General features: G+C 41.8%; 31 protein-coding genes. All 31 read right to left on the bottom strand.

The features are described 5' to 3' along the window. Nucleotides 1-18 precede the first annotated feature (18 nt). The 31 genes from rpsB to fliE all read right to left on the bottom strand — a co-directional run bounded on the left by rpsB (nucleotide 19) and on the right by fliE (nucleotide 26,543). A complete protein-coding gene (gene rpsB, locus ACY3LV_RS07945; RefSeq protein WP_039073975.1) occupies nucleotides 19-759 on the bottom strand; it encodes a 30S ribosomal protein S2 in 741 nt (246 codons plus the stop codon). 143 nt (nucleotides 760-902) lie between these two features. Beyond that, on the bottom strand, nucleotides 903-1,406 hold the full coding sequence (locus tag ACY3LV_RS07950; protein WP_148961814.1) for a Swarming motility protein SwrB: 504 nt from the start codon (nucleotides 1,404-1,406) through the stop codon (nucleotides 903-905). Between the two features lie 28 nt (nucleotides 1,407-1,434). Further along, nucleotides 1,435-2,199, bottom strand: coding sequence for an RNA polymerase sigma-28 factor SigD (gene sigD, locus ACY3LV_RS07955; protein ID WP_010331078.1), 765 nt, complete (start codon nucleotides 2,197-2,199; stop codon nucleotides 1,435-1,437). 22 nt (nucleotides 2,200-2,221) lie between these two features. Next, the gene (gene cheD, locus ACY3LV_RS07960) at nucleotides 2,222-2,722 is read right to left on the bottom strand and encodes a chemoreceptor glutamine deamidase CheD (protein WP_087991621.1); all 501 of its coding nucleotides are present in this window, start codon (nucleotides 2,720-2,722) and stop codon (nucleotides 2,222-2,224) included. Next, nucleotides 2,719-3,348: a CheY-P phosphatase CheC gene (gene cheC / locus ACY3LV_RS07965; protein WP_087991620.1), complete on the bottom strand. Its 630-nt coding sequence runs from the start codon at nucleotides 3,346-3,348 to the stop codon at nucleotides 2,719-2,721. Before cheC ends, cheD begins: the two co-directional genes overlap by 4 nt. An 18-nt stretch (nucleotides 3,349-3,366) precedes the next feature. Continuing rightward, entirely contained in the window at nucleotides 3,367-3,837 is a 471-nt protein-coding gene (gene cheW, locus ACY3LV_RS07970) for a chemotaxis protein CheW (RefSeq protein ID WP_087991619.1), read from the bottom strand. Between the two features lie 21 nt (nucleotides 3,838-3,858). After that, complete coding sequence (cheA, locus tag ACY3LV_RS07975) at nucleotides 3,859-5,874, bottom strand: chemotaxis protein CheA (RefSeq protein ID WP_148961816.1); 2,016 nt, start codon at nucleotides 5,872-5,874, stop codon at nucleotides 3,859-3,861. Nucleotides 5,875-5,879: 5 nt separating this feature from the next. Beyond that, nucleotides 5,880-6,950 (bottom strand): protein-glutamate O-methylesterase CheB, encoded by a 1,071-nt coding sequence (gene cheB / locus ACY3LV_RS07980; RefSeq protein ID WP_148961817.1) that lies wholly within the window; start codon nucleotides 6,948-6,950, stop codon nucleotides 5,880-5,882. Nucleotide 6,951: 1 nt separating this feature from the next. Beyond that, nucleotides 6,952-7,848, bottom strand: coding sequence for a flagellum location/number ATPase FlhG (gene flhG, locus ACY3LV_RS07985; RefSeq protein WP_333560425.1), 897 nt, complete (start codon nucleotides 7,846-7,848; stop codon nucleotides 6,952-6,954). Further along, nucleotides 7,839-8,939, bottom strand: coding sequence for a flagellar biosynthesis protein FlhF (locus ACY3LV_RS07990; RefSeq protein WP_333560426.1), 1,101 nt, complete (start codon nucleotides 8,937-8,939; stop codon nucleotides 7,839-7,841). Before ACY3LV_RS07990 ends, flhG begins: the two co-directional genes overlap by 10 nt. Beyond that, nucleotides 8,939-10,972, bottom strand: a complete 2,034-nt coding sequence (gene flhA / locus ACY3LV_RS07995) for a flagellar biosynthesis protein FlhA (RefSeq protein ID WP_464863616.1) — start codon at nucleotides 10,970-10,972, stop codon at nucleotides 8,939-8,941. The genes ACY3LV_RS07990 and flhA overlap by 1 nt, the downstream gene beginning before the upstream one ends. 32 nt (nucleotides 10,973-11,004) lie before the next feature. Then, nucleotides 11,005-12,087: a flagellar biosynthesis protein FlhB gene (gene flhB, locus ACY3LV_RS08000; protein WP_148961821.1), complete on the bottom strand. Its 1,083-nt coding sequence runs from the start codon at nucleotides 12,085-12,087 to the stop codon at nucleotides 11,005-11,007. After that, complete coding sequence (fliR, locus tag ACY3LV_RS08005) at nucleotides 12,087-12,866, bottom strand: flagellar biosynthetic protein FliR (RefSeq protein WP_003238525.1); 780 nt, start codon at nucleotides 12,864-12,866, stop codon at nucleotides 12,087-12,089. Before fliR ends, flhB begins: the two co-directional genes overlap by 1 nt. Nucleotides 12,867-12,873: 7 nt before the next feature. Then, nucleotides 12,874-13,143, bottom strand: coding sequence for a flagellar biosynthesis protein FliQ (gene fliQ / locus ACY3LV_RS08010; RefSeq protein ID WP_003220888.1), 270 nt, complete (start codon nucleotides 13,141-13,143; stop codon nucleotides 12,874-12,876). A 14-nt stretch (nucleotides 13,144-13,157) separates the two neighbouring features. Beyond that, nucleotides 13,158-13,823, bottom strand: coding sequence for a flagellar type III secretion system pore protein FliP (gene fliP, locus ACY3LV_RS08015; protein ID WP_087991608.1), 666 nt, complete (start codon nucleotides 13,821-13,823; stop codon nucleotides 13,158-13,160). Then, nucleotides 13,816-14,475: a flagella biosynthesis regulatory protein FliZ gene (gene fliZ, locus ACY3LV_RS08020; RefSeq protein WP_333560427.1), complete on the bottom strand. Its 660-nt coding sequence runs from the start codon at nucleotides 14,473-14,475 to the stop codon at nucleotides 13,816-13,818. Before fliZ ends, fliP begins: the two co-directional genes overlap by 8 nt. Nucleotides 14,476-14,489: 14 nt before the next feature. Further along, a complete protein-coding gene (cheY, locus tag ACY3LV_RS08025) occupies nucleotides 14,490-14,852 on the bottom strand; it encodes a chemotaxis protein CheY (protein ID WP_014476812.1) in 363 nt (120 codons plus the stop codon). A 25-nt stretch (nucleotides 14,853-14,877) separates the two neighbouring features. After that, nucleotides 14,878-16,008: a flagellar motor switch phosphatase FliY gene (gene fliY / locus ACY3LV_RS08030; protein WP_333560428.1), complete on the bottom strand. Its 1,131-nt coding sequence runs from the start codon at nucleotides 16,006-16,008 to the stop codon at nucleotides 14,878-14,880. Then, complete coding sequence (gene fliM, locus ACY3LV_RS08035; protein WP_003220879.1) at nucleotides 15,998-16,996, bottom strand: flagellar motor switch protein FliM; 999 nt, start codon at nucleotides 16,994-16,996, stop codon at nucleotides 15,998-16,000. Before fliM ends, fliY begins: the two co-directional genes overlap by 11 nt. A 33-nt stretch (nucleotides 16,997-17,029) precedes the next feature. Continuing rightward, on the bottom strand, nucleotides 17,030-17,452 hold the full coding sequence (gene fliL, locus ACY3LV_RS08040) for a flagellar basal body-associated protein FliL (protein WP_333560429.1): 423 nt from the start codon (nucleotides 17,450-17,452) through the stop codon (nucleotides 17,030-17,032). After that, on the bottom strand, nucleotides 17,449-17,664 hold the full coding sequence (swrD, locus tag ACY3LV_RS08045; protein ID WP_087991602.1) for a swarming motility protein SwrD: 216 nt from the start codon (nucleotides 17,662-17,664) through the stop codon (nucleotides 17,449-17,451). Before swrD ends, fliL begins: the two co-directional genes overlap by 4 nt. Before the next feature lie 38 nt (nucleotides 17,665-17,702). Further along, nucleotides 17,703-18,497, bottom strand: coding sequence for a flagellar basal body rod protein FlgG (gene flgG, locus ACY3LV_RS08050; protein WP_087991601.1), 795 nt, complete (start codon nucleotides 18,495-18,497; stop codon nucleotides 17,703-17,705). 21 nt (nucleotides 18,498-18,518) lie between these two features. After that, a complete protein-coding gene (gene flgD / locus ACY3LV_RS08055; RefSeq protein ID WP_148961826.1) occupies nucleotides 18,519-18,941 on the bottom strand; it encodes a flagellar hook assembly protein FlgD in 423 nt (140 codons plus the stop codon). Beyond that, nucleotides 18,938-20,398: a flagellar hook-length control protein FliK gene (locus ACY3LV_RS08060; RefSeq protein WP_333560430.1), complete on the bottom strand. Its 1,461-nt coding sequence runs from the start codon at nucleotides 20,396-20,398 to the stop codon at nucleotides 18,938-18,940. The genes flgD and ACY3LV_RS08060 overlap by 4 nt, the downstream gene beginning before the upstream one ends. Nucleotides 20,399-20,410: 12 nt before the next feature. After that, nucleotides 20,411-21,025: a MotE family protein gene (locus ACY3LV_RS08065; protein WP_087991597.1), complete on the bottom strand. Its 615-nt coding sequence runs from the start codon at nucleotides 21,023-21,025 to the stop codon at nucleotides 20,411-20,413. Between the two features lie 11 nt (nucleotides 21,026-21,036). Beyond that, nucleotides 21,037-21,480 (bottom strand): flagellar export protein FliJ, encoded by a 444-nt coding sequence (gene fliJ, locus ACY3LV_RS08070; RefSeq protein WP_087991596.1) that lies wholly within the window; start codon nucleotides 21,478-21,480, stop codon nucleotides 21,037-21,039. A 2-nt stretch (nucleotides 21,481-21,482) separates the two neighbouring features. Then, the gene (gene fliI / locus ACY3LV_RS08075; RefSeq protein ID WP_087991595.1) at nucleotides 21,483-22,799 is read right to left on the bottom strand and encodes a flagellar protein export ATPase FliI; all 1,317 of its coding nucleotides are present in this window, start codon (nucleotides 22,797-22,799) and stop codon (nucleotides 21,483-21,485) included. Beyond that, complete coding sequence (gene fliH / locus ACY3LV_RS08080) at nucleotides 22,796-23,548, bottom strand: flagellar assembly protein FliH (protein ID WP_148961828.1); 753 nt, start codon at nucleotides 23,546-23,548, stop codon at nucleotides 22,796-22,798. The genes fliI and fliH overlap by 4 nt, the downstream gene beginning before the upstream one ends. After that, a complete protein-coding gene (gene fliG, locus ACY3LV_RS08085; protein WP_087991592.1) occupies nucleotides 23,541-24,557 on the bottom strand; it encodes a flagellar motor switch protein FliG in 1,017 nt (338 codons plus the stop codon). The genes fliH and fliG overlap by 8 nt, the downstream gene beginning before the upstream one ends. 12 nt (nucleotides 24,558-24,569) lie before the next feature. Beyond that, complete coding sequence (gene fliF / locus ACY3LV_RS08090) at nucleotides 24,570-26,177, bottom strand: flagellar basal-body MS-ring/collar protein FliF (protein WP_333560431.1); 1,608 nt, start codon at nucleotides 26,175-26,177, stop codon at nucleotides 24,570-24,572. Between the two features lie 45 nt (nucleotides 26,178-26,222). Continuing rightward, on the bottom strand, nucleotides 26,223-26,543 hold the full coding sequence (gene fliE, locus ACY3LV_RS08095; protein WP_148961830.1) for a flagellar hook-basal body complex protein FliE: 321 nt from the start codon (nucleotides 26,541-26,543) through the stop codon (nucleotides 26,223-26,225).

Here is a 26,543-nt window from a genome sequence, read left to right on the forward strand (position 1 = left end):
TATCACCTTTTAAATAGGTTACGCAGTTGTTGTTTCTGTTTCTGGTGCAGTTTCTTCAGCAACTTCCGCTTCTTCTTCGCCTTGCTTCGCTTCTAGGATTGCATCTGCCATTTTAGAAGTTAGAAGTTTAACAGCACGGATAGCGTCATCGTTCGCTGGGATTACAACATCGATTTCATCTGGATCACAGTTAGTATCTACGATACCGATGATAGGGATGTTTAATTTGCGAGCTTCCGCAACAGCGATGCGCTCTTTGCGAGGATCGATGATGAATAATGCATCAGGAAGATCCTTCATATCTTTAATTCCGCCTAGGAATTTTTCAAGACGCTCTAATTCTTTTTTCAATTGAACGACTTCTTTTTTAGGAAGTACTTCAAACGTACCGTTTTCTTGCATTTTTTCAATGTCTTTAAGACGTTTAATACGTTTTTGGATTGTTTCAAAGTTTGTTAATGTACCGCCCAACCAGCGTTGGTTGACATAGTACATGCCAGAGCGCTGAGCTTCTTCTTTAACAGAATCTTGAGCTTGTTTTTTTGTTCCGACGAAAAGGATTTTTCCGCCTTCAGCAGCAAGATTTTTAGTGAAGTTGTAAGCTTCCTCTACTTTTTTGACTGTTTTTTGAAGGTCAATGATGTAGATTCCGTTACGCTCCGTGAAAATGTAACGCTTCATTTTTGGGTTCCAACGGCGTGTTTGGTGACCGAAGTGAACACCAGCTTCAAGCAATTGCTTCATAGAAATGACTGACATGTTATTTCCTCCTAATATAATGGTTTTTTTCCTCCGCTTAGGTCATTTTTGTGCAGAACTGCCGCCTGCAGCACCCTCTGCATAAATCGTTAAGCGTGTGTATTTAACACCAAGACATAATATAACACAGCTTTATCCGACAATCAAGAATCCTTTACACCTTTGGAGCGAAATTTTAAAAATAGCTCGATTTCTGTCTTTCCGCTCTTCAGTTTCTGAGCTATTTGACTGGCTGAATACCCCTGTTCATATAAATCTATGACCTGGTCTTCAAAAGATTGGACATCGCTGTTTACACTCTCTTCCTGACGCTCAACCTCAGTAATCAGGCCTTCAATATGTTCAGGAAGATTTTCTTCTTCTTGAACTGCATCCCGCTCTGCATATTTTTCAGAGCGCTGAAGGTCTGACTTTTGGGTTTCTTTTTCGGCTTGGCTTGAAGGTGAATCGGTATTTTCTATCAGTTTCTCATTTTCTTCTTTTAATTCAAGAAGAAATGCCGCTAAGGTGTTTTCCGTCTCTTCAAGTATCTTTTTTTGCTGTTTTTCTGTTTCTTTCACAGCCGCGAGCCTCGTATACAGGATAATGACAGCGTACAGAAGAACGCCGTGGAGCGCAAAGCTTAAAAGCCATAATAGTGTTGACATGTTTTTCACTCGCTAACCATGAAATTCATTATTGAATCACTTTTTCAAGCAGATTCTTTAATTTAAATAGTGCCTTTGAATGGATCTGTGATATGCGGGACGTAGAAAGATTTAATACTTGCCCGATTTCTGTCAATGTCAACTCCTCTTTGTAGAACAAACTGACTACCAGCTGTTCTTTTTCAGAGAGTTCGTGAATTTTTTCGGCAAGCTGTGCAATTAGTTCATCCTTCATAATCTTTTCCTCAGGCGGAACATTTTTGTCATCTCTGATCATGACCTGAATGTTTTCACCATCATCTTGATCATGAAGCTTTTCATCAATTGACAGCAGATTGGCAAAAAAACCTTCATTCATTGTTGACACTACATCCTGTACCGTCATTCCGAGTTCCTCTGCAATTTCTGCGGGCGTTACGTTCCGAAGATAGCGCTGTTCAAGCTTTTCAATTGTCGCTTCAACCTTCTTTGTTTTTTCACGTGAGGTTCTGGGCAGCCAATCTTCTTTACGAAGCCCGTCTATGATTGCACCGCGAATTCTAAACGAGGCGTAGGTATCAAATTTTAAGTCCCGGCTGGGGTCAAATTTTTCAAGGGCATCATATAAACCAAGCATACCAAGGCTCATAAGATCGTCTTTATGCACTGATTTTGGCAGTCCGACAGAAATTCTGCCTACATGATATGTGACAAGCGGCATGTAACGGCGCATTAAATCGTCACCGGCTTTAGGATCTTTCCACTCTTTCCAGCGCGTCCAAAGCACCTGATCTTCATAATTCAAGGATTGCATTGTTATCCCCCTAATACCTTAATTAAATCGTTTTTTCACCTTGTTTAACAGTTCGAATATGCAGCATGCAGGACTTCGGTTCAAATTCTATCGTCCGGCCGCTTGAGCCGCCCGTATCTTCACTAATGATGGGAATTTTATATAAAGACAGCTGTTCCTTTATCGCTAATACATTTCTCGGTCCGATCTTCATCAAATCATTTGTCGATTTAAATTTAAACATTTCTGATCCGCCGGCTAACTTTGCTTTTAATGCAAATTTCCGGCACCCCGCTTCTACCAGCATATCAATTGTGGTTTTCACGGCGGTGTCAGCGTACTTAGCCCGATTGAGTTCGGCAGTTTTCGATAACGTTGAATCCGGCAGCATAACATGGACAAGCCCCGCTGTTTGCTTTTCTTTATCGTAAAGCACCAGCCCCACACATGATCCTAAACCAGAGGTCCGGATAGTATCCGGAAAGCGGGCGATCTTTACGTCAGCAATTCCAACCTTTACAACAACAGCCTCAGTTGTACTCATATTGATGCACCCAAGGCGACAAAGAGCTTTTCAAATGAATCATAGTCCGGCAGCATAAACATATGCGCTTTCAGCTCCTGCTGATGGCCTTGGTCAAAAATTGACGTGTCGACAACAATGGCGTGTTCTCCAACCTGACTGAGCTCCATCAGCCCTTCGCTGATCACAGCGCCGAACATGTCCAATGAAACTTCAGGAACGCTTGGATAAAGCTGGAGTTTCGTCAAATCCGCCAAGGCTGTTAAATATGATCCTGCTAAAATATTGCCCAGTTCATGCAAAGCGGATGAGCTCATATGATCTTCACCTAAGTCCTCTATATCAAATTCGGGGTTTCCAATCAGCTCTCTGATAAACTGCTCCGCCTGATAAAAAGGCATTATAAAGAACATTGAACCCGTTAAGTCGCCTTCCATTCTTAAAAAGATGCTGGCAACCGGGATATCGGCGCCGCCGAAAAAATCGACAAGATCATCGAAAGACAGCAGCTTTGCAAACGGGACTTCCATATCTATCTTTCTATTTAACAGCAGGGCCATTGCAGAGGCGGAGTGGCCGGCGCCAATATTGCCAACTTCCCGCAAAATGTCCATCTGCTCTTCTTTGATTCCATTAAAAATACTCATGTCATAACCCCTTTAAGATTAAGCTTGATCGGGCACAGCGGACTGAGATGATTCTTTATCCAAAACCGCGTTCGCATCAATAATATTTAAAAGTCTGTTCTCTTGTTTCACAATCTGTTCGATCGATACATCTGTATCTTTCTGGACGCTTTCTGGAGCAGATTCTATTTCATTTTCGTGTACGGTAATCACATCATTCGCTTCATCCACAATCCAGCCGACTTCAATATCACGATAAGCAATAATGATAATTCGTGTTTCATCGGTAATTTCATACTCTGGCAAATTCAGGCGCTTTCTTAAATCAATAACCGGAGTCACCACCCCGCGCAAATTGATTACCCCGCAAATATATGGTTCGACGCCAGGCACTCTCGTCGGCTTTTGCCATTTTTCAATTGATTTCACCTGAGTGACGGAAATGGCATATTCTTTGCCATTTACCACAAAGACAATCATTTTTTCGCCTGTTTTAATTTCTGCAGTCATGTGAGACACCTCCTCGAATGGTTAAATAATCAGTGCATTACAATCAATAATGAGCGCTACGTCTCCGTCTCCTAAAATAGTAGCTCCGGAAATTGCAAAGACGTTTGTTAAATAATCTCCGAGTGATTTCAGCACAACTTCCTGCTGGCCAATAAAGGAGTCCACCACAAATGCAGTAGGTTTGTCGCCTTTTTTCACGACAATGATATGGAGCTGTTCCGCGTCTAATCTTGTATCTTCTATTTTAAACTCTTCTTTTAAATAAACGACAGGGACAATGTGCCCTCTGAAGTCAATCACTTCACGGTCATGCGTTTGTAAAATGTCTTTTCTGTTAATAACTGCTGTTTCAATGATTGAAGAAATCGGAATGGCAAATATCTCTTCTTCCAATTTGACCAGCAGAACTGAAATAATGGACAATGTAAGCGGAAGCTGGATGCTGAATAGAGAGCCTTGGCCTTCTGCAGATTTTACACTGACTGAACCGCCAAGAGACTCCAGTTTATTTTTCACAACATCAAGTCCGACGCCGCGGCCGGAAATATCAGAAATTTGATCAGCAGTTGAGAACCCTGGAGCAAAGATCAATTCGTAAATTTGATTGTCTTCTAAGGTTTCAGCTTCTTTTTCCGTAATGACGCTGCGCTCAAGCGCTTTTTCAAGAATTTTTTTACGATTAAGGCCTGCACCGTCATCCTCTACTTCGATAAAGACATGGTTGCCACTGTGATAGGCTTTCAGCACAACATTTCCCGATTCCGTTTTTCCTTTTTGCAAGCGTGTTTCCGGAGACTCGATACCATGATCAATACTGTTTCTGATCAAGTGCACGAGAGGATCTCCAATTTCATCAATTACTGTTCGATCCAGTTCAGTTTCCGCACCGATGATCGATAGTTCTATTTTTTTATTCAGCTCTTTTTGAAGCTGGCGAATCATTCTCGGGAACCGGTTGAAAACAGTTTCAACCGGAACCATTCTCATATTTAGAATAATCGATTGCAAATCTCCGGAAATTCTGGTCATTCGTTCAACTGTTTCAGTCAGTTCATTGTGCTCAAGCTCTTTTGCAATCTGCTCTAGACGCCCGCGGTCAATGACAAGCTCTTCGAATAAGTTCATTAAAGAATCAAGTCTGTCAATGTTGACACGAATTGTTTTAGATCCGCCGGCTGTATGCTTCGCCTGGTCATCGTTTTTAGCAGGCTGTTTTTGTTTCTCCTGCTTAACAGGTACAGGGGCTGGTGAATCCGCCGACTTAGGTTCTTCCGGCTTTTCAGCTGATGTTAAAGGAGCCCCTTGAATGACTTCGACATGCTCAATTTCTGAAACTCCATTGATTAATTGTTTAATTTCTTCCGCTGATTGGTGTGTTAAGAAGCAAACTTGAAAGTCAGTGCCGAAATCTTCTGTTTCGAGCACTTCCGCACTTGGGATTGTTTTGGCTACTTCTCCGACTTCATTAAGCTTTTCAAACACCATATATACACGAACTGCTTTTAACATACAGTTTTCGTTCAGAGAAATTTTGATTTCATATCGTTTAAAACCTTGCTCCTCAGCTTCTTGTATGACAGTCCGTTCAAATTCGTCATATTCCCAATCAGATGCTGAACTCTGTGCTTCTGCAGGTTCCGCAGAAGCAGCCGTTTCAGCATGCGCACCATTAACATCAAGCTTGGCGCTTACTTCTGAGATATCTCTTTTACCATCTCCGCCGTCAATAATAGACTGAACCATAGCTTCCAGGTGGTCCAGAGCTTCAAACAAAATATCAAGCCAGTCTGCGGTAACTGCCATGTCTCCGTTTCGGAATGCATCCAGCACGTTTTCAAGCAGGTGGGTTAGATGTGCTAAATCCGTATAGCCCATCGTTGCGCTCATTCCTTTTAATGTATGGGCAGCCCTGAATATATCATGAACGAGCTGAAGGTCAGTCGGGTCTTTCTCTAAAAGGAGAAGCTTTTCATTACATGTTTGTAAATGTTCTTTACTCTCATCAATAAAGACATCTAAATACTGATTCATATCCATTTGAATCACACCCTCTCTTTTTTCACACAGCTTGTGATGGATGCTGCGATATCTTTCACATGTTTAATCTCATGAATGAGGCCCGCTTTAACAGCAGCTTTTGGCATCCCATATACGACACAAGATTCTTCAGACTCCGCAATGGCTTTCACATTGCCGGCCGTAAGCATGTCTTTGAGGCCGGCAGTGCCGTCACTGCCCATCCCGGTCATAATAACCGCTACTTTTTCATAGTCTGCCAGTTTACCGACAGAACGGAATAAATAATCGGCTGATGGTTTATGACGGCTCGGTGTATCGAGATTATCAAGAACGATCTGGAGTCCCCCGCTGTTTTTGATAACAGATATGTTTTTTCCGCCCGGTGCTATGTAAACACAACCGTTAAGAGCTGCTTCACCATCTTTAGCTTCTTTTACTTGAATGTCAGATAAATGATTCAGACGCTCAGCCAAAGAAGCAGTAAAACCTTCAGGCATGTGCTGAACAACAACCACTGGTGCGCTCAAATCCTTAGGAAGCTTCGGTATCACCTTTTGTAACGCCCTCGGACCGCCTGTTGATGTGCCGATACACACAATTTGTCTGCCTGTGCTTGTTTTCAGTTTGCTTAATTCAGGCTTTACAGCACGCACTATAGGCTCAGGCCGCACTGCCTGTGATACTGGATGTTTCCTCTGTCCGGAAAGTCCAGCCGCGACAACACGCTCAACTAATTGTTCTTTAATTTTATACAAATCCAGAGATATAGAACCCGATGGCTTTGTAATAAAGTCAAAGGCACCGATCTCTAAACAATTAATTGTGCACGCTTTTCCTTTCTCAGTCTGGCTTGACACCATGATGACCGGCAAGTTATAAATCTCAATAATTTTGCGCAGTGTGTCTGTCCCATTCATGACCGGCATTTCAACATCAAGAGTAATAACATCCGGCTTTAGCAATTCGATCTTCTTAAGCGCTTCTTCTCCGTTTCTCGCAGTTCCGATTACTTCTATCTGCTTTTCCTCGGTTAGAAAATCACTTATCATTTTTCTCATGAAAGCTGAATCATCAACTACAAGCACACGAATCAAATTAAGCCCTCCTCATTAAAAAAGAAGATAATTTCTCAATAAATGTCTGTTTGTCTTCTTTGTGTCTTGTTTCTTCTCTTTCAAACAAGGCGTCCGCTAAAAGACGGACTGACCGGCTGGCTTTTGCCTGAGGACTTTTTATGAAAAAAGGAACCTGTTCGACAACTGCTTTGCTCACGATCGCATCGTCAGAAATGGAACCAGCAAACTGAACCTGAACATCTAAAAACATATGAATCGTGCGGGCAAGGCGGGTAAAAGCCTCCAGCCCTTCCTTTTGATCACGGCACCGATTGACAGCCACCTTCATTGAAAGCTTATTTTCTGTCAAAACTAAGTGCTTGACAGCGCTGTATGCGTCCATAATGGCCGTCGGTTCAGGAGTTGTTACGATCAAAATATCTTCCGCTGATAAAATAAAAGGCAGCTGATCTTTTGATAAGCCCGCTCCCATGTCAAACAGGACATAATCGAACTGGCTTAACGCATGAGAAAGCTCATTGGCAAAAAACGTCCATTTTCTCTGATCCAGCCGAAACATCACATCAAGACCGGTTCCCCCTGATATATACCGCAAACCCTTTGGCCCAGTGGATAATGACTGCATCAAAGGTTTACGATCGGTTAATATATCGATAATTGTGGCGGACGATGAGTTTCCCATTAATATATCAATGTTCCCCATCCCGATATCAAGATCGATGAGCAGTACCTTCTTACCTTTATCCTGCAGCGCAAGGGCCATGTTTAAGGTAATATTGGATTTCCCGACACCGCCCTTGCCGCTGATGACAGCAAGTGTCTTTGCTTTTTGTGAATAAACCATTGGCAGAACACGCTGACGCTTTTCCATTTTCGCCCGTAAAGTTGCTGCTTGGTCAAATCTGTTCATCTGCACAGCATCCTTACAAAATCAAGAGGTGATACAGTCTGTATATCCTCCGGCACATTCTGGCCGTTTGTGATAAACCCGACACCTATTTTGGATTCTGAAAGTATATTAAATACAGAACCTAAGGAAGCAGTTTCATCTATTTTCGTAAAAATAAACTGATTGACAGGGACAGATGAAAACCGTTTGACAATATGCTTCATATCCTCATATTTTGCAGTCGCGGATAAAACGAGAAATGACTGAATACTGCTCTCAAAAGGGATTGTCTCTTTCAGTTCATCAATGTACCGCTGTTCCTTGAAGTTTCTTCCAGCTGTATCAATAAACACATGGTCATACTCAGTGAATAACTCTTTCGCCTTCTCGAATTCTTCTTTTGTGTAACAAACTTCCAGAGGAGCCTGCAGCAGTTCGGCGTATGTTTTCAACTGTTCAACAGCTGCAATCCGATACGTATCTGTTGTAATAAAAGCGATTTTTTTCTGTTTTTCAAGCATAGATATGGCTGCGAGCTTAGCCAGTGTTGTTGTTTTGCCTGCTCCCGTTGAACCAAACAGCACGATATACTTTGAATGAATAGGCTCCTGCCACTTGTCTGCTGAAGGCAGTGTATCACATAGTATATCTTCGAGTTTACCGATCACGTTTTCTTCCGTCAGACCGCCCGTTTCCACAGAACAGCGAAGCAGTTTTTTCAGTGCGTTCGTCTTCGTTGACTCTTTAATCCCGCTTTCTTGCAAAAGCTTTTCTGTTTTTCGCAGCGGCTCAGGAAGTACAGATTGATAAACTGAAAAATCACCAGGCTCATGCTGCTGCGGAAATTGAGGGGGATATGTCCTCTCCTCTATTTTCGGACTGCTGACCGGAGTTTTTAAGGTTTGTTCCGGCTCAGCTTCCTTCTGAGGTGTTTTTTTCTTAGGAAAGTCCTGATCCAATACGGCAATTACTTCAACAGCAGGCTTGTTGATGAGTCCAAACCATTTCCGCTTTTTAATCTTTTTCGAATTTAAGATGACGGCATCATTACCTAACTCTTTTCTGATAAGAAGTGCCGCTTCTTGCATTGAAGCAGCAGTAAATTTTTTTATTTTCATTAAATATCCACCACTCCAATGCTTTGTACCTCAACATTCGCCTCAAGTTCGTTATATGAGAGTACCGGAAGATCAGGGAAGTATCTTTCAAGAAGCTGTTTCACATACATTCTGACAGGCGGCGAACAAAGAAGAATCGCAGTTTCCTGACGTAATGAGAGCTGTTCGGCTTCTTTAGCGACAGAGCGCACAATACTTTCTGAAATATCTGGTTCAAGCGACAAATAATTTCCGTGTTCCGTTTGCTGTACACCGTCAGCTATTGCCTTTTCTACACGGCCCGAACAAGTAACAACCTTCAACACTTCATTTTCTTTGGAAAACTGGGCTGTTATTTGTTTAGCCAGTGCCTGTCTTGTATACTCTGTCAAAAGATCAGAATCTGTTGTTAATTTCCCATAATCAGCAAGCGTTTCAAAAATCGTTACTAAGTTTCGGATTGAAACTTTTTCTTTTAAAAGCTTAGCCAGCACCTTCTGAATATCACCGACAGACAACGGATTAGGCGTAACCTCTTCAACAAGCACCGGATACGTTTCTTTCAAGTGATCGATCAGCTGTTTCGTCTCCTGTCTCCCAATCAATTCGTGGGCATACTGCTTAATCTTCTCTGTAATATGGGTTGAAACGACTGAAGCAGGATCAACAACTGTATAACCAAGCATGTCAGCTTCATCTTTTATCGATTCGCCAATCCATTTTGCCGGCAGTCCGAATGACGGTTCCACTGTTTCAATCCCTTCAATGAGATCATCTTCCGGCGTAGGCGACATTGCTAAATAATGATCAAGCAACAGCTCGCCTTTTGCTATTTCGTTCCCTTTAATTTTTAATCGGTATTCATTAGGCTGCAATGCTATATTGTCTCTGATGCGCACCACAGGAATGACAAGGCCGAGTTCCAGAGCCAATTGACGGCGAATCATCACAATTCGATCTAATAAATCACCGCCTTGATTGGCATCAGCAAGCGGTATCATACCATATCCAAACTCAAATTCTATCGGATCTATGTGCAGAAGCTGAACAACGCTTTCAGGGCTTTTAAGGTCGTCAACCTCAGCCTCTTCCTCGAGAATCTCATCCACTTCTTCTTTTTCCTTACCTGATTTAGATAGCATATAAGCGCCGAAAGCAAGCAGTCCTGCAAGCGGTCCCGTCAGAAAAATGCCAATCGGAGTGAAAATACCAAGAAGCAGAATTGTAGATGCTGCGACGTATAAAAGCTTTGGATAAGCAAACAGCTGCCCTGTAATGTCATGCCCTAAGTTTCCTTCAGAGGCAGCTCTTGTCACGACAATACCCGTAGCTGTAGAAATTAACAGCGCCGGAATTTGCGAAACAATTCCATCCCCTACAGTCAGCATCGTAAATTGTGAAGCGGCCTCTTGAATGGACATGCCCTGCTGAAGCATTCCGATAACGATACCGAAAATAATATTGATCATTACAATAATGATTCCGGCAATCGCGTCACCTTTTACAAATTTACTGGCACCGTCCATTGCTCCATAAAAGTCAGCCTCTCTTGCCACTTTTTCGCGGCGGTGCTTCGCTTCCTGTTCGGTAATCATCCCTGCGTTTAAATCAGCATCAATACTCATCTGCTTCCCCGGCATTGCGTCCAGCGTAAATCTTGCTGCAACCTCGGAAACACGTTCAGCACCTTTCGTAATGACGATAAACTGAATAATAATCAGGATGATAAATACAACAAGTCCAACTAATACATTTCCGCCGACAACGAAATTTCCGAACGTCTCGACGACTTTTCCGCCTTCACCATGTGAAAGAATTGAACGGGTCGTTGAGACGTTCAAGCCCAAACGAAATAGGGTTAAAAGCAGCAACAGTGACGGGAATATCGAAAACTGCAGCGCTTCCTGCATATTCATTGTGGTGAGAAGCACGATCAATGCAAGAGAAATATTAATAATGATCAAAATACTTAACAGCCATGGAGGAAATGGAATCACCAGCATTGCCACAATGAGGACAACACTTATTAAAACGGATAAATCTCTTGTTGACATGCTGCTTTTTCTCTCCTTTTAAATCGAAAAATTCAATATACTTTTTGTTTTGTTTTATATACGTAAGCCAGAATTTCAGCCAAGACTTTAAAAAATTCTTCCGGCACAGCCTGGTCAATTTCTACCTGATCATATAACGCACGGGCAAGCGGTCTGTTTTCGACCATCATGACATCATGCTCTTTCGCAATTTTCCTGATATTTAACGCGAGGTGGTCAACACCTTTTGCAACGATATAAGGAGCGTCCATTTTTTCTTCGTTATATTTCAGGGCAATCGCATAGTGAGTCGGGTTTGTGATAATGACATCTGCTTTTGGAACTTCCTGCATCATCCGCCTCATTGCCATTTCCCGCTGTCTTTGTTTAATTTTAGACTTGATAATCGGGTCTCCTTCAGACTTTTTGTACTCATCTTTTATATCCTGTTTTGACATTTTAATGTTTTTCTCATGGTCAAACTTTTGATATAAATAATCGAGACCAGCAAGAATCAACAAAGCCCCTGCACCGCTCAGCCCCATCCACAGGGTGAGTTTTGAAACAAAAGAAAGTGCCTCTTCGGGTGTCAGAAGCGGGAGCCGGAGAATTTCTCCATAATGCAGCCAAAGCACAGCGAAAGCAGAAAAACCGACTACAGTGATTTTCAGAATGGATTTAAGCAGTTCTACTATTGCCCGCATGCTGTAAATCCGTTTAAAGCCTTTAATCGGATCAAGTTTTTCAAGCTTAGGCTTTATGACCTCTGTAGAAAATAAGAAACCCACCTGCATGTAGTTGCTGACGACCCCTGCGACAAGAGCGACAAGCATAATCGGCGCAAGGACAAAGGCCGTATCCTTTAATAAGCTGATAAACAGCATATGCACATTTGATTCTGAGAGCTTCATTGTGAGCGACTTGGTATAAAATGTTTCTATAAATAACAGCAGCCTGTCCCTCATAAACGGCCCAATCGCAATGAGTGAAAGGAATATCACTAATAAAGAAACGGCAGTATTGACATCTGCGCTTTTGGCAACCTGTCCTTTTTTTCGCGTATCCTGCCGTTTTTTCGGAGTGGCTTTTTCTGTCTTCTCTCCCGCAAAAAACTGCAGGTCAACTCTAAGCTTCATTAAGAAACACCGACCAATGCTAAAAGATTCCGCATCGTTTCAATCGTTAAACTGAAGACATTCCGCACAACGACGAAGATAACAGACATACACACAATGAGCATGATGAAACTGACAGCGATCTTTAAGGGCAGACCGACCACAAATACATTTAATTGTGGAACAGTTCGAGCCACAATGCCTAATGCTAAGTCAACCAGAAACAAACTGGCCACAACAGGTGCTGACATTTGAAAAGCAATAATAAACATCGCATTAAAGCTTTTGGCGATAAAATAAGCAAACTTCTCATCGCCGAAATTCGGAAATGCCTGATCAACTGAAATATACTGAAAGCTGTAATAAATACCGTCGAGCAGCAAATGATGGGCGTTGACACTGAGCATAAACAAAAGTGCCATCGTATAGATAAACTGGCCGATCAGCGGACTTTGTGCTCCGGTTTGCGGATCAATAACGTTCGCAATTGAAAAACCCATTTGAAAATCAATAAACGAGCCGGCAATTTGAACTGCGGCGATCATCATATAAGCGATTAATCCCAGACAGAGACCAACCAAAGCTTCTTTAAACGCCAGGAGCATATATTGCCCATCTATCTCCAAAGAGGGAGGTTTATCAATGGTGCTGAAACAAATGACCGCGAGAAAAAAAGCAAATCCAATTCGATGAACAGCTGGTACATTTCGGTGTCCGAATAGCGGAATCGTTACAAAAAAAGCAGAAATTCTAATAAAAACCAATAAAAAAGCAGGAAATAAATCAATAATCGAATTCATCTCTACATTACCCTGCAAAACGATTTAAATTAGAAAACAGCTCTGTTGTAAATGAAAGAATGGTAGACAGCATCCATGGGCCAAAAAAAATCAGGGCCAGAAGAACTGCCACGATTTTCGGAATAAACGCCAAAGTCTGTTCCTGTATTTGAGTTGTCGCCTGAAATATGCTGACGATTAAACCGACCAGTAAAGCAATAGCCAATAATGGCCCGCTGATCATTAGCGTTACGTATACGGCTTTTTCCGCCATAGAAATTACAAATTCTGAACTCACGTTTAGCACCTACCCTAAAAGCTCTGAAGCAAAGATTTCACAATTAAATACCAGCCGTCTACTAAAACAAAAAGTAATATTTTAAAGGGCAGAGAAATCATAACTGGAGGGAGCATCATCATTCCCATTGACATTAAGACGCTCGCTACGACCATATCTATAATTAAAAATGGGATAAAAATCATAAAACCTATTTGAAACGCTGTTTTGAGCTCCGATATGGCAAAAGCGGGAACCATTGTTGTTAGCGGGATATCCTTTAATGATTCGGGTTTATCCATTTTCGCGTAATTCATAAATAGCGCCAGATCCTTCTGCCTTGTGTGTTTACTCATAAATTCTTTAATTGGTTCCTCAGCTTTCGTATACGCTTCGTCCAAGCTGATTTTGTTGTCCATCAATGGCGTCAGCGCCTCTTTATTAATCTCTGAAAAAGTAGGAGCCATAATAAAAAACGTTAAAAACAGCGCCAGCCCGATCAGAACCTGGTTTGGCGGCATAGATTGTGTCGCCAGTGAAGTCCTGACAAATGATAGAACAATGACGATGCGAGTAAAACAAGTCATAAGAATCAATATTCCAGGCGCCACTGAAAATACAGTTAACAATAATAGTAATTTAACAGATGAACTTACGTTTTGCGGATCGCTTGAACTGAAAATATTTATAAACTCATTCATGATGACGTGGGCCTTTCTTTTTTCCTTCAGAACGGTTTTGTTTTAACTCTTCAAGCTGCTCTTTTAACGCTTTTGAAAATGAAGGCAGTTTTTGCTGCGATTGATGTTCAGAACCCTTAAGCGGCTTCACAATCTTTTGCCACTCTATTTTGCTTGACATTGCCTCTTCATGCTGGCTGAGAATAACCTCAACCTCTTTTTCATCCTCAATTTCTTTCAGCAGCTGGATCGTTTCTCCTACACCAACGACGAGCACATTTTTTCCGACTTTGATCAATTGGATGGATCTGTTTTGTCCGACCGATGTGCCGCCAATATTTTCAACATATTGAAAAGGCTTAAGGAGCCGATTTCTTTTGTTCATGAGCTTAACCAGCCCGTAAATCAGCATGACAACAAATAGTAAAGCGAAAATCATCTTCACGAAATCAAAAGCTGAGACAGAAGGAGCAGCAGCCCCCTCCGTCTCATCAGCAGTTTGTGTTGTTTTTTCTTCCTTTTGCTCTGACTTATCTGCAGTTTTTTCATCTTTCTTTTGAAACCATTCGTTTACAGTTGAATTATCAGAGTCTGCCGCGGCAGCCGTAATCGGATGTACACTGTATAGAACGAAAAAACAAATAAAAGCGATGAAATATTGACTCTTTTTCAACAGCCGTACACCCTTTAACTTAATGTTTTGTTGATTGCTTCAAGCACACGGTCTGCCTGGAAAGGTTTTACGATAAAATCCTTGGCGCCGGCCTGAATGGCATCGATAACCATTGATTGTTGTCCCATAGCAGAACACATAATGATTCTTGCCTGTGCATCAATTTGTTTAATTTCTTTTAATGCTGTTATGCCATCCATTTCCGGCATCGTGATATCCATGGTAACAAGATCAGGAGAATGCTCTTTATATTTTTCTACTGCTTGTGCTCCATTTTCAGCTTCCGCTACTACTTCAAAACCGTTTTTCACCAAAATATCTTTAATCATCATTCGCATAAATGCTGCGTCATCTACAATTAAAATTCTGTGTGCCATAATCTATTTCTCTCCTTGTGTTTCGTTATTTTAAATTATTAATGCGCTCTGCTTGGCTTAAAATGTCAGTGACTCTTACTCCGAAGTTTTCTTCAATAACAACGACTTCGCCTTTGGCAACGATTCGCCGATTCACTAAAATATCTACCGGCTCACCGGCTAACTTATCAAGCTCAATAATACTTCCGGCAGAAAGCTCCAAAATCTCTTTTACGCTTCTCTTCGTTCTGCCAAGCTCAACAGTGATCGAAAGCGGAATATCCAAAAGCATATCCAAGTTGTTTATAGGGGCTTGAGAAGCCTCATTGGGATCAAATGCGGAAAATTCCACCGGTGAAACCTGAACTGGTGCTGCTTTTTTTTGTGTTCCCTGCCTTTTTGGCGGCTGTTGCTGTGGTTCCCTACGCGGCTCTGGCGTCACAGGCGCTTTCGGCTGCTCATATGTAACATCAGGCTGCGGCGTTGTTTCTTCCTCTGCACTTTCTGTGTTCATAAGATTTGAAATTAAATCTTTCGCAAATGTCAGTGGGTAAAGCTGCATAATGCTGGAGTCTATTAAATCTCCCACCTTTAAGTTGAAAGAAACTTTCACCAGCATTTCATCATCAGGAATACGGTCTGTTCCCTTTTCTTCAGTGACATCGAGCAATTCAACCCGAGGCGGTGAAATATCAATTTTTTTACTGAATACAGTAGACATTGATGTGGCTGCCGACCCCATCATTTGGTTCATCGCTTCTTGAACCGCACTTAAATGGATTTCACCTAGAGAAGGGTCCGCGCCTTTTCCGTCTCCCCCAATCATTAAATCAGCTATGATTGCCGCGTCATTTTGTTCCACGACCAGCAAGTTGCTGCCGCTGAAGCCTTCCGTATAATTCACTTCAATAGCTACATACGGTTCAGGAAACGCATCGCTGATTTTGCTTTTAGGAATGACAGCTACGCTAGGAGTCGTAATATCGACCTTTTGATTTAAAAGCGTTGACAGGGCTGTCGCAGAACTGCCGAATGAAATATTTCCGATTTCACCGATCGCATCACGCTCCATGTCCGATAAGTCATGTACTTCCGGAACCTCTGGCTCATCCGGCGTACCGCCAGTGCCGTTAAGAAGCGCGTCAATCTCATCTTGAGATAATCTATTATTCTCCATCTTGTTCACCTCTTATGTCGTGATCTAAAATTTGCACTGCCTGTTTTCGATTCACCCGGCCGGCTTGTCCTAAAAATTTCGGCTTATCTCCGACCAATACAGTAAGAGGATCCGTGACTGATTTGTCCAAAGTTATGCAGTCTCCGACTTCTAAACTTAAAAACTCTTCTATTGTCAGTTCAGATGTGCCAAGCTCGGCCACGACAGGTATTTGTGCTGTCATGATACGTTTTTCAAGCGACTTTGTTTCCTCAGGCTTCGGCTCATTTCTATCTGATTGCATCCAATAGTGGACCGAAAGCTTCGGTATGAGCGGCTCGAGGACAATATGCGGGATACAAAGATTAATAACACCGCTGATTTCACCGATTTGGGTATTGAGCGAGATGACCACGACCGTTTCATTAGGAGATACCATTTGAACGAATTGCGGATTCACTTCAAACTCAGTCATTTCCGGTTCAATATCAGCAATTGACTGCCAAGCTTCTTTATAATTTCCCAGTGCATTTTCAAATAAATTAGAAATGATTTTTGTTTCAATTTCTGTCAAGCTGTCAACCTTATTATGACTGATTCCAATACCGCCCATTACCCGATCCATCATCGTATAAGCAATTGTCGGATTAACCTCCATCATAATTCTGCCTTCCATCGGATGGACATCAAACAGATTCAGAATCGTCATGTTCGGTATTGACCTGATAAATTCCTCATACGGGACCTGGTCAACTGAGCTGACAGATATGTGAATATAGGTTCTGAGCTGAGCAGAAAAGTGAGTCGTTAGAAGTCTTGCAAAATTGTCATGAATTCTCGTTAAACTGCGGATCTGATCCTTAGAAAACCGCAGCGCACGTTTGAAATCATAAACCTTCACTTTCTTCTCTTTTTCTTCTTTTTTCAGCTCTTCAGCGTCCATTTCACCAGTTGATATTGCAGAAAGCAGTGCATCTATTTCATTTTGGGAGAGAACTTCTCCTGACATTTTCCTCACCTCCGTATTCTGTCAAATGATTGTTTATTGCAGATTAAAGGAGGTAATATACACTTTTTCTACTTTTCCTTCTTGGAGGTAGCTATTTATTTTATCTTTTAGTTCCTTCTTAAAGGCTTCTTTTCCCTTGTCTCCCTCAATCGCATTAGCATTGGTATCAGCCAGCAGTGATATTACAGCGTCCTTCACTTGGAAATCACGTTTTTCAAGTTCTTCTTTTGATTTATCAGAGTCGGTCTCAAGTTTAATAGCAAGACGGATAATGTTATCAGACTTTAAATTTGTTGTGATCTCTTCTACATCAACAGAAGATGCAACGATTTCATCAATGCTTTTTTCCGTTTCACTTTTTTCGGACTCACTGCCTAGAACAAAATAAGCCGCCGCCCCAAGAGCACCTATTACGATAAGAATCATTAGTAAAATGATCATTAAATTTTTCTTCATTCCGGTTCCTCTATTCCTTGATCCATTGAAAATATTTGTATTTTCCGGTAGAAAGTTGCGATCTTTTCCAGAACAGCTTCTTCATCTTCTTTTACTACAAACTTCTTACCATTTGAAAGAGTAATTGTAGTATCCGGAAAGCATTCAATCTGTTCAATAAACAGCGCATTCAGTGTAAAGGGCTGCCCATTCAAACGAGTTACTTTAATCATAAAACAGCGGAGAAGCGATTATCGCCTCCCCTCCCTCCTTAACGTTTAAGGTTAACCAGTTCTTGAAGGATTTCATCTGATGTTGTAATAATTTTTGAGTTTGATTGGAATCCGCGCTGGGCAACAATCATTTCAGTAAATTCGTCAGTTAAATCAACGTTAGACATTTCGAGAAACCCTGATTTAAGGGAACCTGTACCGCCGTCACCAGGCTGGTTGGCTGCACTTGCCGCTCCAGAGTTTAAAGATTCACGGTATAAGTTGTTGCCGATTTTATCTAAACCGTCGCTGTTTGCAAAAGTAACAACCCCGATTTGTCCGCCGTCTTGTGTTTGGCCGCCCGCATCAACGATTGATACGTTACCATCAGAGCCAATACTGAAGCTTTGTGCATCAAGAGGGATCTGAATCGTTCCCCCAGTCATATTTAACACATGGTAGCCATCACCGGTAACAAGTGTTCCAGTATTATCTAAATAGAAGTTTCCTGCACGTGTATAAACTGTTCCGTCACCTGAATCAATTTGAAAGTACCCGTCACCGTCAATCGCTAAATCAAGTGTTCTTCCTGTGCTTTGTGTTGCGCTTGTTGAATGAATTGTATCAATTGTGCCAGATGATGAACCTAAACCGATCTGCTTAGAGTTCGTACCTCCAATTGCTCCTCCAGCCGCAGAACCGCCGGCAATCGTTTGGCTTACCATATCTTTAAAGGTAACACGGCTCTTTTTGAATCCTACTGTATTCACGTTGGCGATGTTGTTGCCGATAACGTCAAGCTTTGTTTGAAAGTTTTTCATACCGCTGATTCCAGAATAAAGTGAACGTAACATAATGTATTCCCCCAGATTTTTTTATTTAGAAGACTGTGCGACAGTCAGCACATTAGACGGGCTGATTTCAGTACCATCATTAAGAACGAGATAATATTTTCCTTTTGACTGTTTTACTGAGTTTACTGTGCCTGTTTTTTCTGTTGCACCTCCGTCAGCAGTCCAAGAAACTTCTTTGCCCATCCAATCAAGGTACGTTGTAAACGGATCTTGTTTTTCGACGAATTGAGCCATTGTGGTATTTAAATTCACCATTTGCTCCAAGCTTGAAAAAGTCGCCATCTGGCTGATAAATTCTTTGTCATCAACCGGGTTGAGCGGATCTTGGTTTTGGACTTGGGCCATTAATATTTTTAAGAATTCATCTTTCCCCAAGCTGCTATTGTTAGTTGACACGGTGCTTGTTTTTTCAGGCAGTTTATATTCTGAACTGATAGATGTCATTCTTCTTCCTCCATTTCAACCATCGACAGTTCATCGAGCAGATCGCCGAAATCATTTGATTCCTTTTTCTGTCTTTGCTGTTTCTGCCCCTCTTGCTGCTGTCTCTGTTCATCAGCAAGCTGGCCGTATATCGGCTGGTCCCCGCTTTGAACCGGGAGAGTAAAACGGTCAATTTGGACGGCCATATTCGGCAGTGATTGCTTCAGCTGAGGAAGATGCTGTTCTAGCAGTTCTTTTGCTGATTGACTCGATGCAATAATTTTACTCTGAAACATCCCATTTTCATTTGTCAGCTTGATTGTGACAAATCCTAAATGTTCAGGATTCAGCCGAATGGTGAAACTTCCCGTTGATCTGCCGAATGGCGTATATTTCATCTGCTTCCACGCATTGATAACTTGATCAGCCGCCGTTTTTGTCTCGGCAGTTGGTAAATCAGATGAGAGCTGCTGCAGATCGAGTGGTTGAACTGCCCCAGTGTTCCTGTACCCTGAAAAAAGCATTTGGAGTCCTGATTTACTATCTACGGGCTGAATACTTCCAGAAGCATCCGACGCGCTTTTGCTGAATGAATTCTGTGAGAGCGGTGTGAGGACACGCTTTCCAAAGTCTTGCGATGATTCGGATGATTTCGATAACAAGAAAGCTTTCAGCTGGCTTTCAGCTAAATTCCATTCTTTAGTCCCTTTTTGAGGAAGCATAGACATTTGCTCCATTAAACTTTGAAAACTTTTCAGCTCTGACGCTGTCATCGAATAAAGTTTTGAACCCGACTCATCTTTAGTGAATATTTGCTGTTTAAGATCCTGAATGAGCTGTTGAGATACGCCCTTTTTTTCTAACGCAGAAAGAAATTGTTCTCCATTCTGGTAAATGACATGAGCGTCATTTCCATTCCCGCGTTCAGTCAGCTTATTCCCTTCTAGCAGTTGGCTAATGAACATCTGAATAAGGGCAAGTTCTTTATCATCCTCAGATACTTCATTATCCTGATTCGATTGCTCTGTATCAACATTCAGTTCTCCATTACTGTCAGCAGCAGGATCATTGTCAGCCAGAGCCGTTTTACCTTCTGAGATCATTTTTTCTAATTCTGCGAGCAATTGATCCGTTCCGCCGGACATTTTTGATTCAACCGCTTGCAACAGATTCTGCAACAATTGCTGAGCCGTTTCATCCAACTGTTTCCCTGTTAGTTTGCTTAATGTTTGCAGAAGTTCCGCTTTATGTTTGTCTTGATCTTCAGGACTTGCTTTTAGCCAATCACTGATCTTTTTAAGGGCATCTGCTAGCTGGTCTCCGGAATTAGGAGCATCCTTCCCTTGTTCTGAGATTTCATTCAAACTCGCCTCAGACATAAGCCAGTTTTGAAAAACTCCCTGGCTACTTTTTATGGTTTTAGCCGCAGTACCCGCTGTAGTTTGCAGCAAAGGTCCCGCCAATTCAAGCAGCTTCACCTTTAATTCCCCCTATTCTTGACTGGCAGCAATTTTTTCTGTATAGGTTGCCGCTTGCTCAGGAGTCATTTTCGCCAATATGTCGGCAAGCTGCTTTTTGCTTAGGCCATTCAATATTTTCAGCGCTTCCTGCTCATTTAATTGGGCAATAATTTTAGCAGCCTTTCCGCTGTCCATGCTCTTATATACACTGATCACTTTGTCATCCTCAGAAGAAGAATTCGAACCTGATGTTTCTTTAGTATGATCTTCTGAAGACTTCTTTTGATCCTCCGCCGTCTTTTCAAGAGAACGAATCTTTTGGTTGAGCCTGTCGATTTCAGATTTACTCGTTTCTAAATCTTTATTCAATATACTGATTTCACTTTTTTGATCCTTAATGGTCTTTTCCAGAGCTGCCGTATTACTGCTATCCTTACTTGATGCTGTGTCTTTTTTATTTTCGGTTTCAGGAACCCATTCTTTAAGAATCGGCGTTTTTGCCGCAGCCTCCTGTATCGGCTTTAAGACATTGACACCAGCCGCCCAAAGAACAATTCCCCCTGCGATTAGAAGAAACATCAGCGGAAGGATAATGATAAGCAAAACCGAACGGAACTTACCTGATTCTTTCTTTTTGCCTGACATTACATTCGCCCCTAATGGCCTTGAATCATAAACTGCTTGATTGAAATGTCGTCCATTTCTTTCATCTCTGCAGCTTTGTCTTCAAGAGCAAACATTTTAAACTGTTTTTCACGCATTTTTTCAAACTTTTTTACTTCAATATTTTTCTCTGTCAAAATTTCTTGTTTTTGATTCATCTGATTTCGTTTCATAATGACAAGCTTTTGATAATGATAAATTGTGTTGTCAAGATTTGACACAAATTGCTGATAATGCCTCATTTCTTGTACACTCATACCGCTTTTCAATTTCTCTTCCTTATTTTGTTCAAGCAATTCCTTTTTGCTCATATTCTCATATAATTTTTCAGCAACATTTTCAAATTCAGAAACTGATTGCTGATACTCAGATAAGGATTGATCTTTCTCATTTTCTTTTAGTTCCAGCAGCTTTTGGAATCTAAATTGATAGGCCACGTTTATTCCTCATTTCCTGTCAAACTAGTTAATGCAGCAATGCTCTCTTCCAATAATGCCGATTCGTCTGTTCCCTGTTTTAAAAATTGAATAAGCTGCGGATAAAATTGTATTGCTTCATCGATTTCTCTAGAGGATCCTCTTTTGTAAGCTCCGATATTAATGAGATCTTCCGAATTTTGATAAGTTGATAAAAGCTCACGGAATTTATTAGCTGCACTCAGGTGTTGCCTTGTCGATATGTTAGACATCACCCTGCTGATGCTTTTTAGTACATTAACTGCAGGAAACTGGCCTTTATTGGCAAGCGCCCTGTCCAACACGATATGTCCGTCTAAAATCCCGCGAACAGTGTCAGCAATCGGCTCATTCATGTCATCACCATCTACCAATACTGTGTAAAACGCCGTAATGGTTCCGTGCTCATTTGCACCTGTTCGTTCTAATAAACGTGGTAAAATAGCGAACACAGAAGGTGTATAACCCTTTGTTGTCGGCGGCTCGCCGGCAGCCAGTCCAATCTCACGCTGGGCCATTGCCACCCTTGTGACTGAATCCATCATAAACATGACATTTTGGCCTTTATCACGGAAATACTCGGCAATTGCCGTCGCTGTATATGCCGCTTTTAATCTCATTAATGCCGGCTGATCTGAGGTGGCAACGACGACAATCGATCGTTTCAGCCCCTCTTTCCCAAGATCTTTTTCAATAAATTCCCGAACCTCTCGCCCGCGTTCTCCGACAAGTGCAATGACATTTAAGTCAGCCTCTGTCTGCTTGGCGATCATCCCCATTAATGTGCTTTTTCCGACACCGCTTCCTGCAAAAATACCAATTCGCTGGCCTTTACCGACTGTCAGCAAGCTGTCAATCGACCTGACTCCGACACCCATCTTTTCTCGAATAGGCGGCCGTTTCATCGGATTGGGCGGTGATTGCTCTGTCGATACAGGCGAAAGCCCTTTCGGCAGAAGTTTTCCATCAAGCGGCTCGCCAAAAGCATCGATGACTTGTCCGATCAGTCCGGCTCCGACTTTAACCCGAAGAGATTCACCAGTGGCTTCTACAATACTGCCGGGCGCAATGCTTGCAGCCTCTAAATAAGGCATAAGCAAAATATTCTCTTCCTGGAAACCGACAACCTCAGCTTTAATAACTGTACCTGATTGCCCTTTTGCGTAAATAAGGCACACGTCTCCAATTGAGCTTGCAGGCCCTTTTGATTCAATCATCAGGCCGATCACCCGTTTGACTTTTCCATACCGTTTATACGAGTCCGTCATTTCAATACAATCTATCAGACTCTGTGTCTTCATTCAGCTGCACCCGCTTCCAGCGCTGTCAGAAGTTTATCTTTCAATTGCATTAATTGAGTGTCAACACTCGCATCTACTCTGCCAAAAGGAGTTTCTATATAACATGATCCTTTTTGAGCTTTTTCATCAGCATATATGCCAAGCCGGCATTCTTTATAAAGAAGCTGCATGATTTCATCTTTTTGCTGAAAAACAGTCTCATAGTAATACGGATCCACATATATTGATATATCGTCATATTCCCTTACTTCGTTTACGACCTGTTTCACAAGCAGGAGAAATGCCTCTTTATCATCAGATTTTTGCCGCCACACTTTTCCAGCTAGTGCAACGGCAAGCTCGACGATTTCTTCTGAAGCGTCTTCAAGCTTATCCTCAACAGCTTTTCTGGACATTCCAGTTATGCTGTTCGCTTGGCCGATCAGCTCGGCATACTGTTCAAGCGCTTCAGTTCTGCCCAATGCCATACCTTGTTCAAAGCCCTCGGCTTTTGCTTCCTCGATCAGCTTCTGTTTTTCAGCCGCCCAATCATTTTTTTCCTGTTCAATTTGACGGCGAATATTTTCTATATGGCTGTTGGCCTGCTCAGAAATCCGGTCAGCTTCCTCTTTCACCCGCGCCATAAGCGCTTCTGGGTTCTCTTCAGCCTGCAAAAGGTGAGAATGATCAATGTGCACCTCTTGTATAGAGAGTTTTCTTCTATCCTTTTGTGGAGAAAAAGATGATTCTTGTTTAATGATATTAGACAATAATATCGTCCCCTCCGCCTCTTGCTATCACAATTTCACCGGCTTCTTCAAGCTTTCTGACGATGCTTACAATTCTAGACTGAGCTTCTTCTACATCTTTCAAGCGTACAGGTCCCATAAATTCCATTTCTTCTTTGAAGGTTTCAACCATACGCTGTGACATATTGTTGAATACAATTTCTTTGACTTCTTCGCTTGCAACCTTTAATGAAAGGAGCAGATCGTCGTTTTCAACATCGCGGATGACCCTCTGAATTGCGCGGTTATCAAGTGTAACAATATCTTCAAAGACAAACATCCGCTTTTTAATTTCTTCAGCAAGATCGGGATCCTGAATTTCCAATGAATCCAAGATCGTCTTCTCTGTTCCTCTGTCTACCCCGTTTAACACTTCCACAACAGCTTCAATTCCGCCTGTTTGTGTATAATCCTGAGTAAATGCAGAAGATAATTTTTGTTCCAGAATCCGTTCTACCTCATTAATAATTTCAGGTGACGTTCTGTCCATAACTGCGATTCTTCTGGCGACCTCAGCCTGTACTTCGGGATTCAGCTCGGATAAAATTTGCCCGGATTGAACAGGGTCTAAATAAGACAAAATTAAAGCCATCGTCTGAGGATGCTCTTGCTGTATAAAATTTAAAATTTGTTCAGGCTCCGCTTTTCTGGCAAAATCAAATGGTTTAACCTGCAAAGAAGAAGTCAGCCTGTTTAGAATGTTTTCCGCCTTATTCTCTCCAAGCGCCTTCTCAAGAACTTGTCTCGCATAGCTTAGGCCGCCTTGAGAAATATAATCTTGCGCAATGGCTATATTATGAAATTCTTCTATAATTTCATCCTTTTTTTGATGATCGACACTTCGAACCCCTGATATCTCCAGGGTAAGCCTTTCAATTTCTTCATCGGTTAAGTGCTTATATACAGAAGCTGACACATCTAACCCCAAGGAAATCATGAGAATGGCTGCTTTTTGTTTTCCTGTAAGCTTATCTTGATCACGTCTCGCCATTTCTAATTCCTCCTAATCCTCGGCCAGCCAGCTTCTCAGCAGTTTTGCAAAATCTTCCGGCTTGTCTTTCGCCATCTTTTCAAGCTGTTTTCGTCTGACTGTTTCCGCTGTTTCATTTTCCTCTTCATTGATATCAGGCAGATTGATCGGTTCTTGAGGAACCTCATACTCATATTCCTCAAATTCATCCTCTTGCGTCCGTTTCTTTCTAACCAGCATAATAATGAGAATGATGATGGCAGCAATCAAAATACCTCCTGCAATATAAACCCAAATCGGCACACCTAAGGCTTCTTCTGTATCAGCGTCCATATTTACTTTGCCATCAAAAGGCTGGACGGATAAGACAATTTTATTATTGATGTCCTCGTCGGTAAGCTCCTGGTCTTGTGCATCCTTATCAATAGAAGTTCTGACTACAGTTGAAAGTATTTTTTGAATATCTTCTTGTCTTTCAGCTGAAAGCGACTCGATATTTTTTGCGTCCGGCGGCTCCACCATCACTTGGATTCCCAAATCTCTGACTTTATAAGGGCTCTCTGCGATTTCTTTATGAATCCGGTTAACCTCATAGTTGATTTTTTCGCTGCTTTTTTCATAACCTCCGCCTTCGGTATTTTCCCCGTCAGCTTCGTAATTTGTTACATCATCGTCGCCTGTTCCGGCGATTCCGCCATTGGCTGCACCGTCACCCTGATATGTTTCAGATACCTTTTCCGCGCTGACTGCAATGCCTGCCATGTTTTCTTTATCTACAGGTTCGACAAGGTCTTCTGTGCGATTTTCTTTTGTGAAATCAATGTCTGCTGTAACGGAAACAACGACTTTATCTTGTCCCATCATCGTACCGAGCAGTGTCTGAACATGTTTTTGAACGTCTTTTTCGACTTGAGATTTAATCCCTTGCTGTGAAGAATAACTATCCGCGTAGGACCCTGCATCGCTGTCTGATTTATCGTAGTATGTAGAATTTTGGTCCATAATGACGATATTATCTTCTTTTAGGTTCGGCACACTTTTCGATACTAGATGATACAGTCCGTTAACCTGGCTTTGTTCAAGGGTATAGCCCGGTTGTACCTGCAGGACGATTGATGCGGATGCTGCAGATTGCTCCTCACCGACAAACACAGCGTCTTTCGGGAGGTTAATCATTACTTTGGAATTTTTAATACCGTCCATTTCATTGATCAAATTCGACAGTTCTGTCTGTGTTGCTTTCACTTTGACCATATCAAACTCATTGTCTGTCAAACCAAAGCCGGCATTCTGCCCAAAAAATGAATAATCAATTGATCCGGTTTTAGGAAGTCCTTCTGCAGCCAGCTGCACTTTCAATGAATCAACCTGATCCTCCGGAACACTTATCACTGTTCCGCCGTTTGAAAGTTCGTTTGGCACTTTTTTCGCATCAAGTTCTTCTTTGATATGCCCTGCTTCTTCAGCAGATAAATCTTTGTACAGCGGCGCCATTTTTGAACTGGAAGCAAAAACACTGATAATAATTCCAATAATAATAATTGCCGCTAAAGCACTAATCATTAAAATCTTTTGTAATTTAGATCTGTTTTTCCAAAACTCACTCGTTTTGTTTTTCATTTGCATTAGAGTACGATTCATGTTAACCCCCGGTCATTCCACTCTTTCTCTTAATCGTAAGACCCTCTACATTTGCATTCTCATAATCTCCTGATAGGCTTCCACAGCTTTATTGCGGAACTCTGTTGCAGCAGTTAGAGAGACGCTTCCTTTTTGAGCGGCGATCATGACCTCATCAAGATTTACATCTTTTCCTGCAGCCAAGGCATTAGTCATGTTGTCAGAAGCTACTTGGGACTCATTTAACGAACTAATAGAGTTTTTTAAAAGCTCCGAAAAGCTTGTTTGATTTGAAGAATCTGTTTTTTGGCTATTGTTTACTTGATTTGTTGCATTTTGAGTGTTTTGAGTATTTTGAACCTGAAAAGGAGAAATTGCATTAATCAC

It is taken from the genome of Bacillus sp. 11C (assembly GCF_055486375.1).

Coding starts and splice junctions, on each gene's coding strand:
- flhB (WP_148961821.1), bottom strand. CDS start 12,087: ATGAAGCTTAGAGTTGACCTGCAGTTTTTTGCGGGAGAGAAGACAGAA.
- cheA (WP_148961816.1), bottom strand. CDS start 5,874: ATGGATATGAATCAGTATTTAGATGTCTTTATTGATGAGAGTAAAGAA.
- flhA (WP_464863616.1), bottom strand. CDS start 10,972: ATGTCAACAAGAGATTTATCCGTTTTAATAAGTGTTGTCCTCATTGTG.
- cheD (WP_087991621.1), bottom strand. CDS start 2,722: ATGAGTACAACTGAGGCTGTTGTTGTAAAGGTTGGAATTGCTGACGTA.
- fliP (WP_087991608.1), bottom strand. CDS start 13,823: ATGAATGAGTTTATAAATATTTTCAGTTCAAGCGATCCGCAAAACGTA.
- flgG (WP_087991601.1), bottom strand. CDS start 18,497: ATGTTACGTTCACTTTATTCTGGAATCAGCGGTATGAAAAACTTTCAA.
- fliF (WP_333560431.1), bottom strand. CDS start 26,177: ATGAATCGTACTCTAATGCAAATGAAAAACAAAACGAGTGAGTTTTGG.
- fliG (WP_087991592.1), bottom strand. CDS start 24,557: ATGGCGAGACGTGATCAAGATAAGCTTACAGGAAAACAAAAAGCAGCC.
- swrD (WP_087991602.1), bottom strand. CDS start 17,664: ATGATTAAAGTAACTCGTTTGAATGGGCAGCCCTTTACACTGAATGCG.
- ACY3LV_RS08065 (WP_087991597.1), bottom strand. CDS start 21,025: ATGTCAGGCAAAAAGAAAGAATCAGGTAAGTTCCGTTCGGTTTTGCTT.
- fliM (WP_003220879.1), bottom strand. CDS start 16,996: ATGTCAGGAGAAGTTCTCTCCCAAAATGAAATAGATGCACTGCTTTCT.
- sigD (WP_010331078.1), bottom strand. CDS start 2,199: ATGCAATCCTTGAATTATGAAGATCAGGTGCTTTGGACGCGCTGGAAA.
- ACY3LV_RS07990 (WP_333560426.1), bottom strand. CDS start 8,939: ATGAAAATAAAAAAATTTACTGCTGCTTCAATGCAAGAAGCGGCACTT.
- flgD (WP_148961826.1), bottom strand. CDS start 18,941: ATGACATCTATCAGTTCAGAATATAAACTGCCTGAAAAAACAAGCACC.
- fliR (WP_003238525.1), bottom strand. CDS start 12,866: ATGAATTCGATTATTGATTTATTTCCTGCTTTTTTATTGGTTTTTATT.
- fliL (WP_333560429.1), bottom strand. CDS start 17,452: ATGAAGAAAAATTTAATGATCATTTTACTAATGATTCTTATCGTAATA.
- rpsB (WP_039073975.1), bottom strand. CDS start 759: ATGTCAGTCATTTCTATGAAGCAATTGCTTGAAGCTGGTGTTCACTTC.
- cheW (WP_087991619.1), bottom strand. CDS start 3,837: ATGACTGCAGAAATTAAAACAGGCGAAAAAATGATTGTCTTTGTGGTA.
- fliY (WP_333560428.1), bottom strand. CDS start 16,008: ATGGAGAATAATAGATTATCTCAAGATGAGATTGACGCGCTTCTTAAC.
- fliI (WP_087991595.1), bottom strand. CDS start 22,799: ATGAAGACACAGAGTCTGATAGATTGTATTGAAATGACGGACTCGTAT.
- cheY (WP_014476812.1), bottom strand. CDS start 14,852: ATGGCACACAGAATTTTAATTGTAGATGACGCAGCATTTATGCGAATG.
- cheC (WP_087991620.1), bottom strand. CDS start 3,348: ATGAGTATTTTTAATGGAATCAAAGAAGAGCAGATGGACATTTTGCGG.
- ACY3LV_RS07950 (WP_148961814.1), bottom strand. CDS start 1,406: ATGTCAACACTATTATGGCTTTTAAGCTTTGCGCTCCACGGCGTTCTT.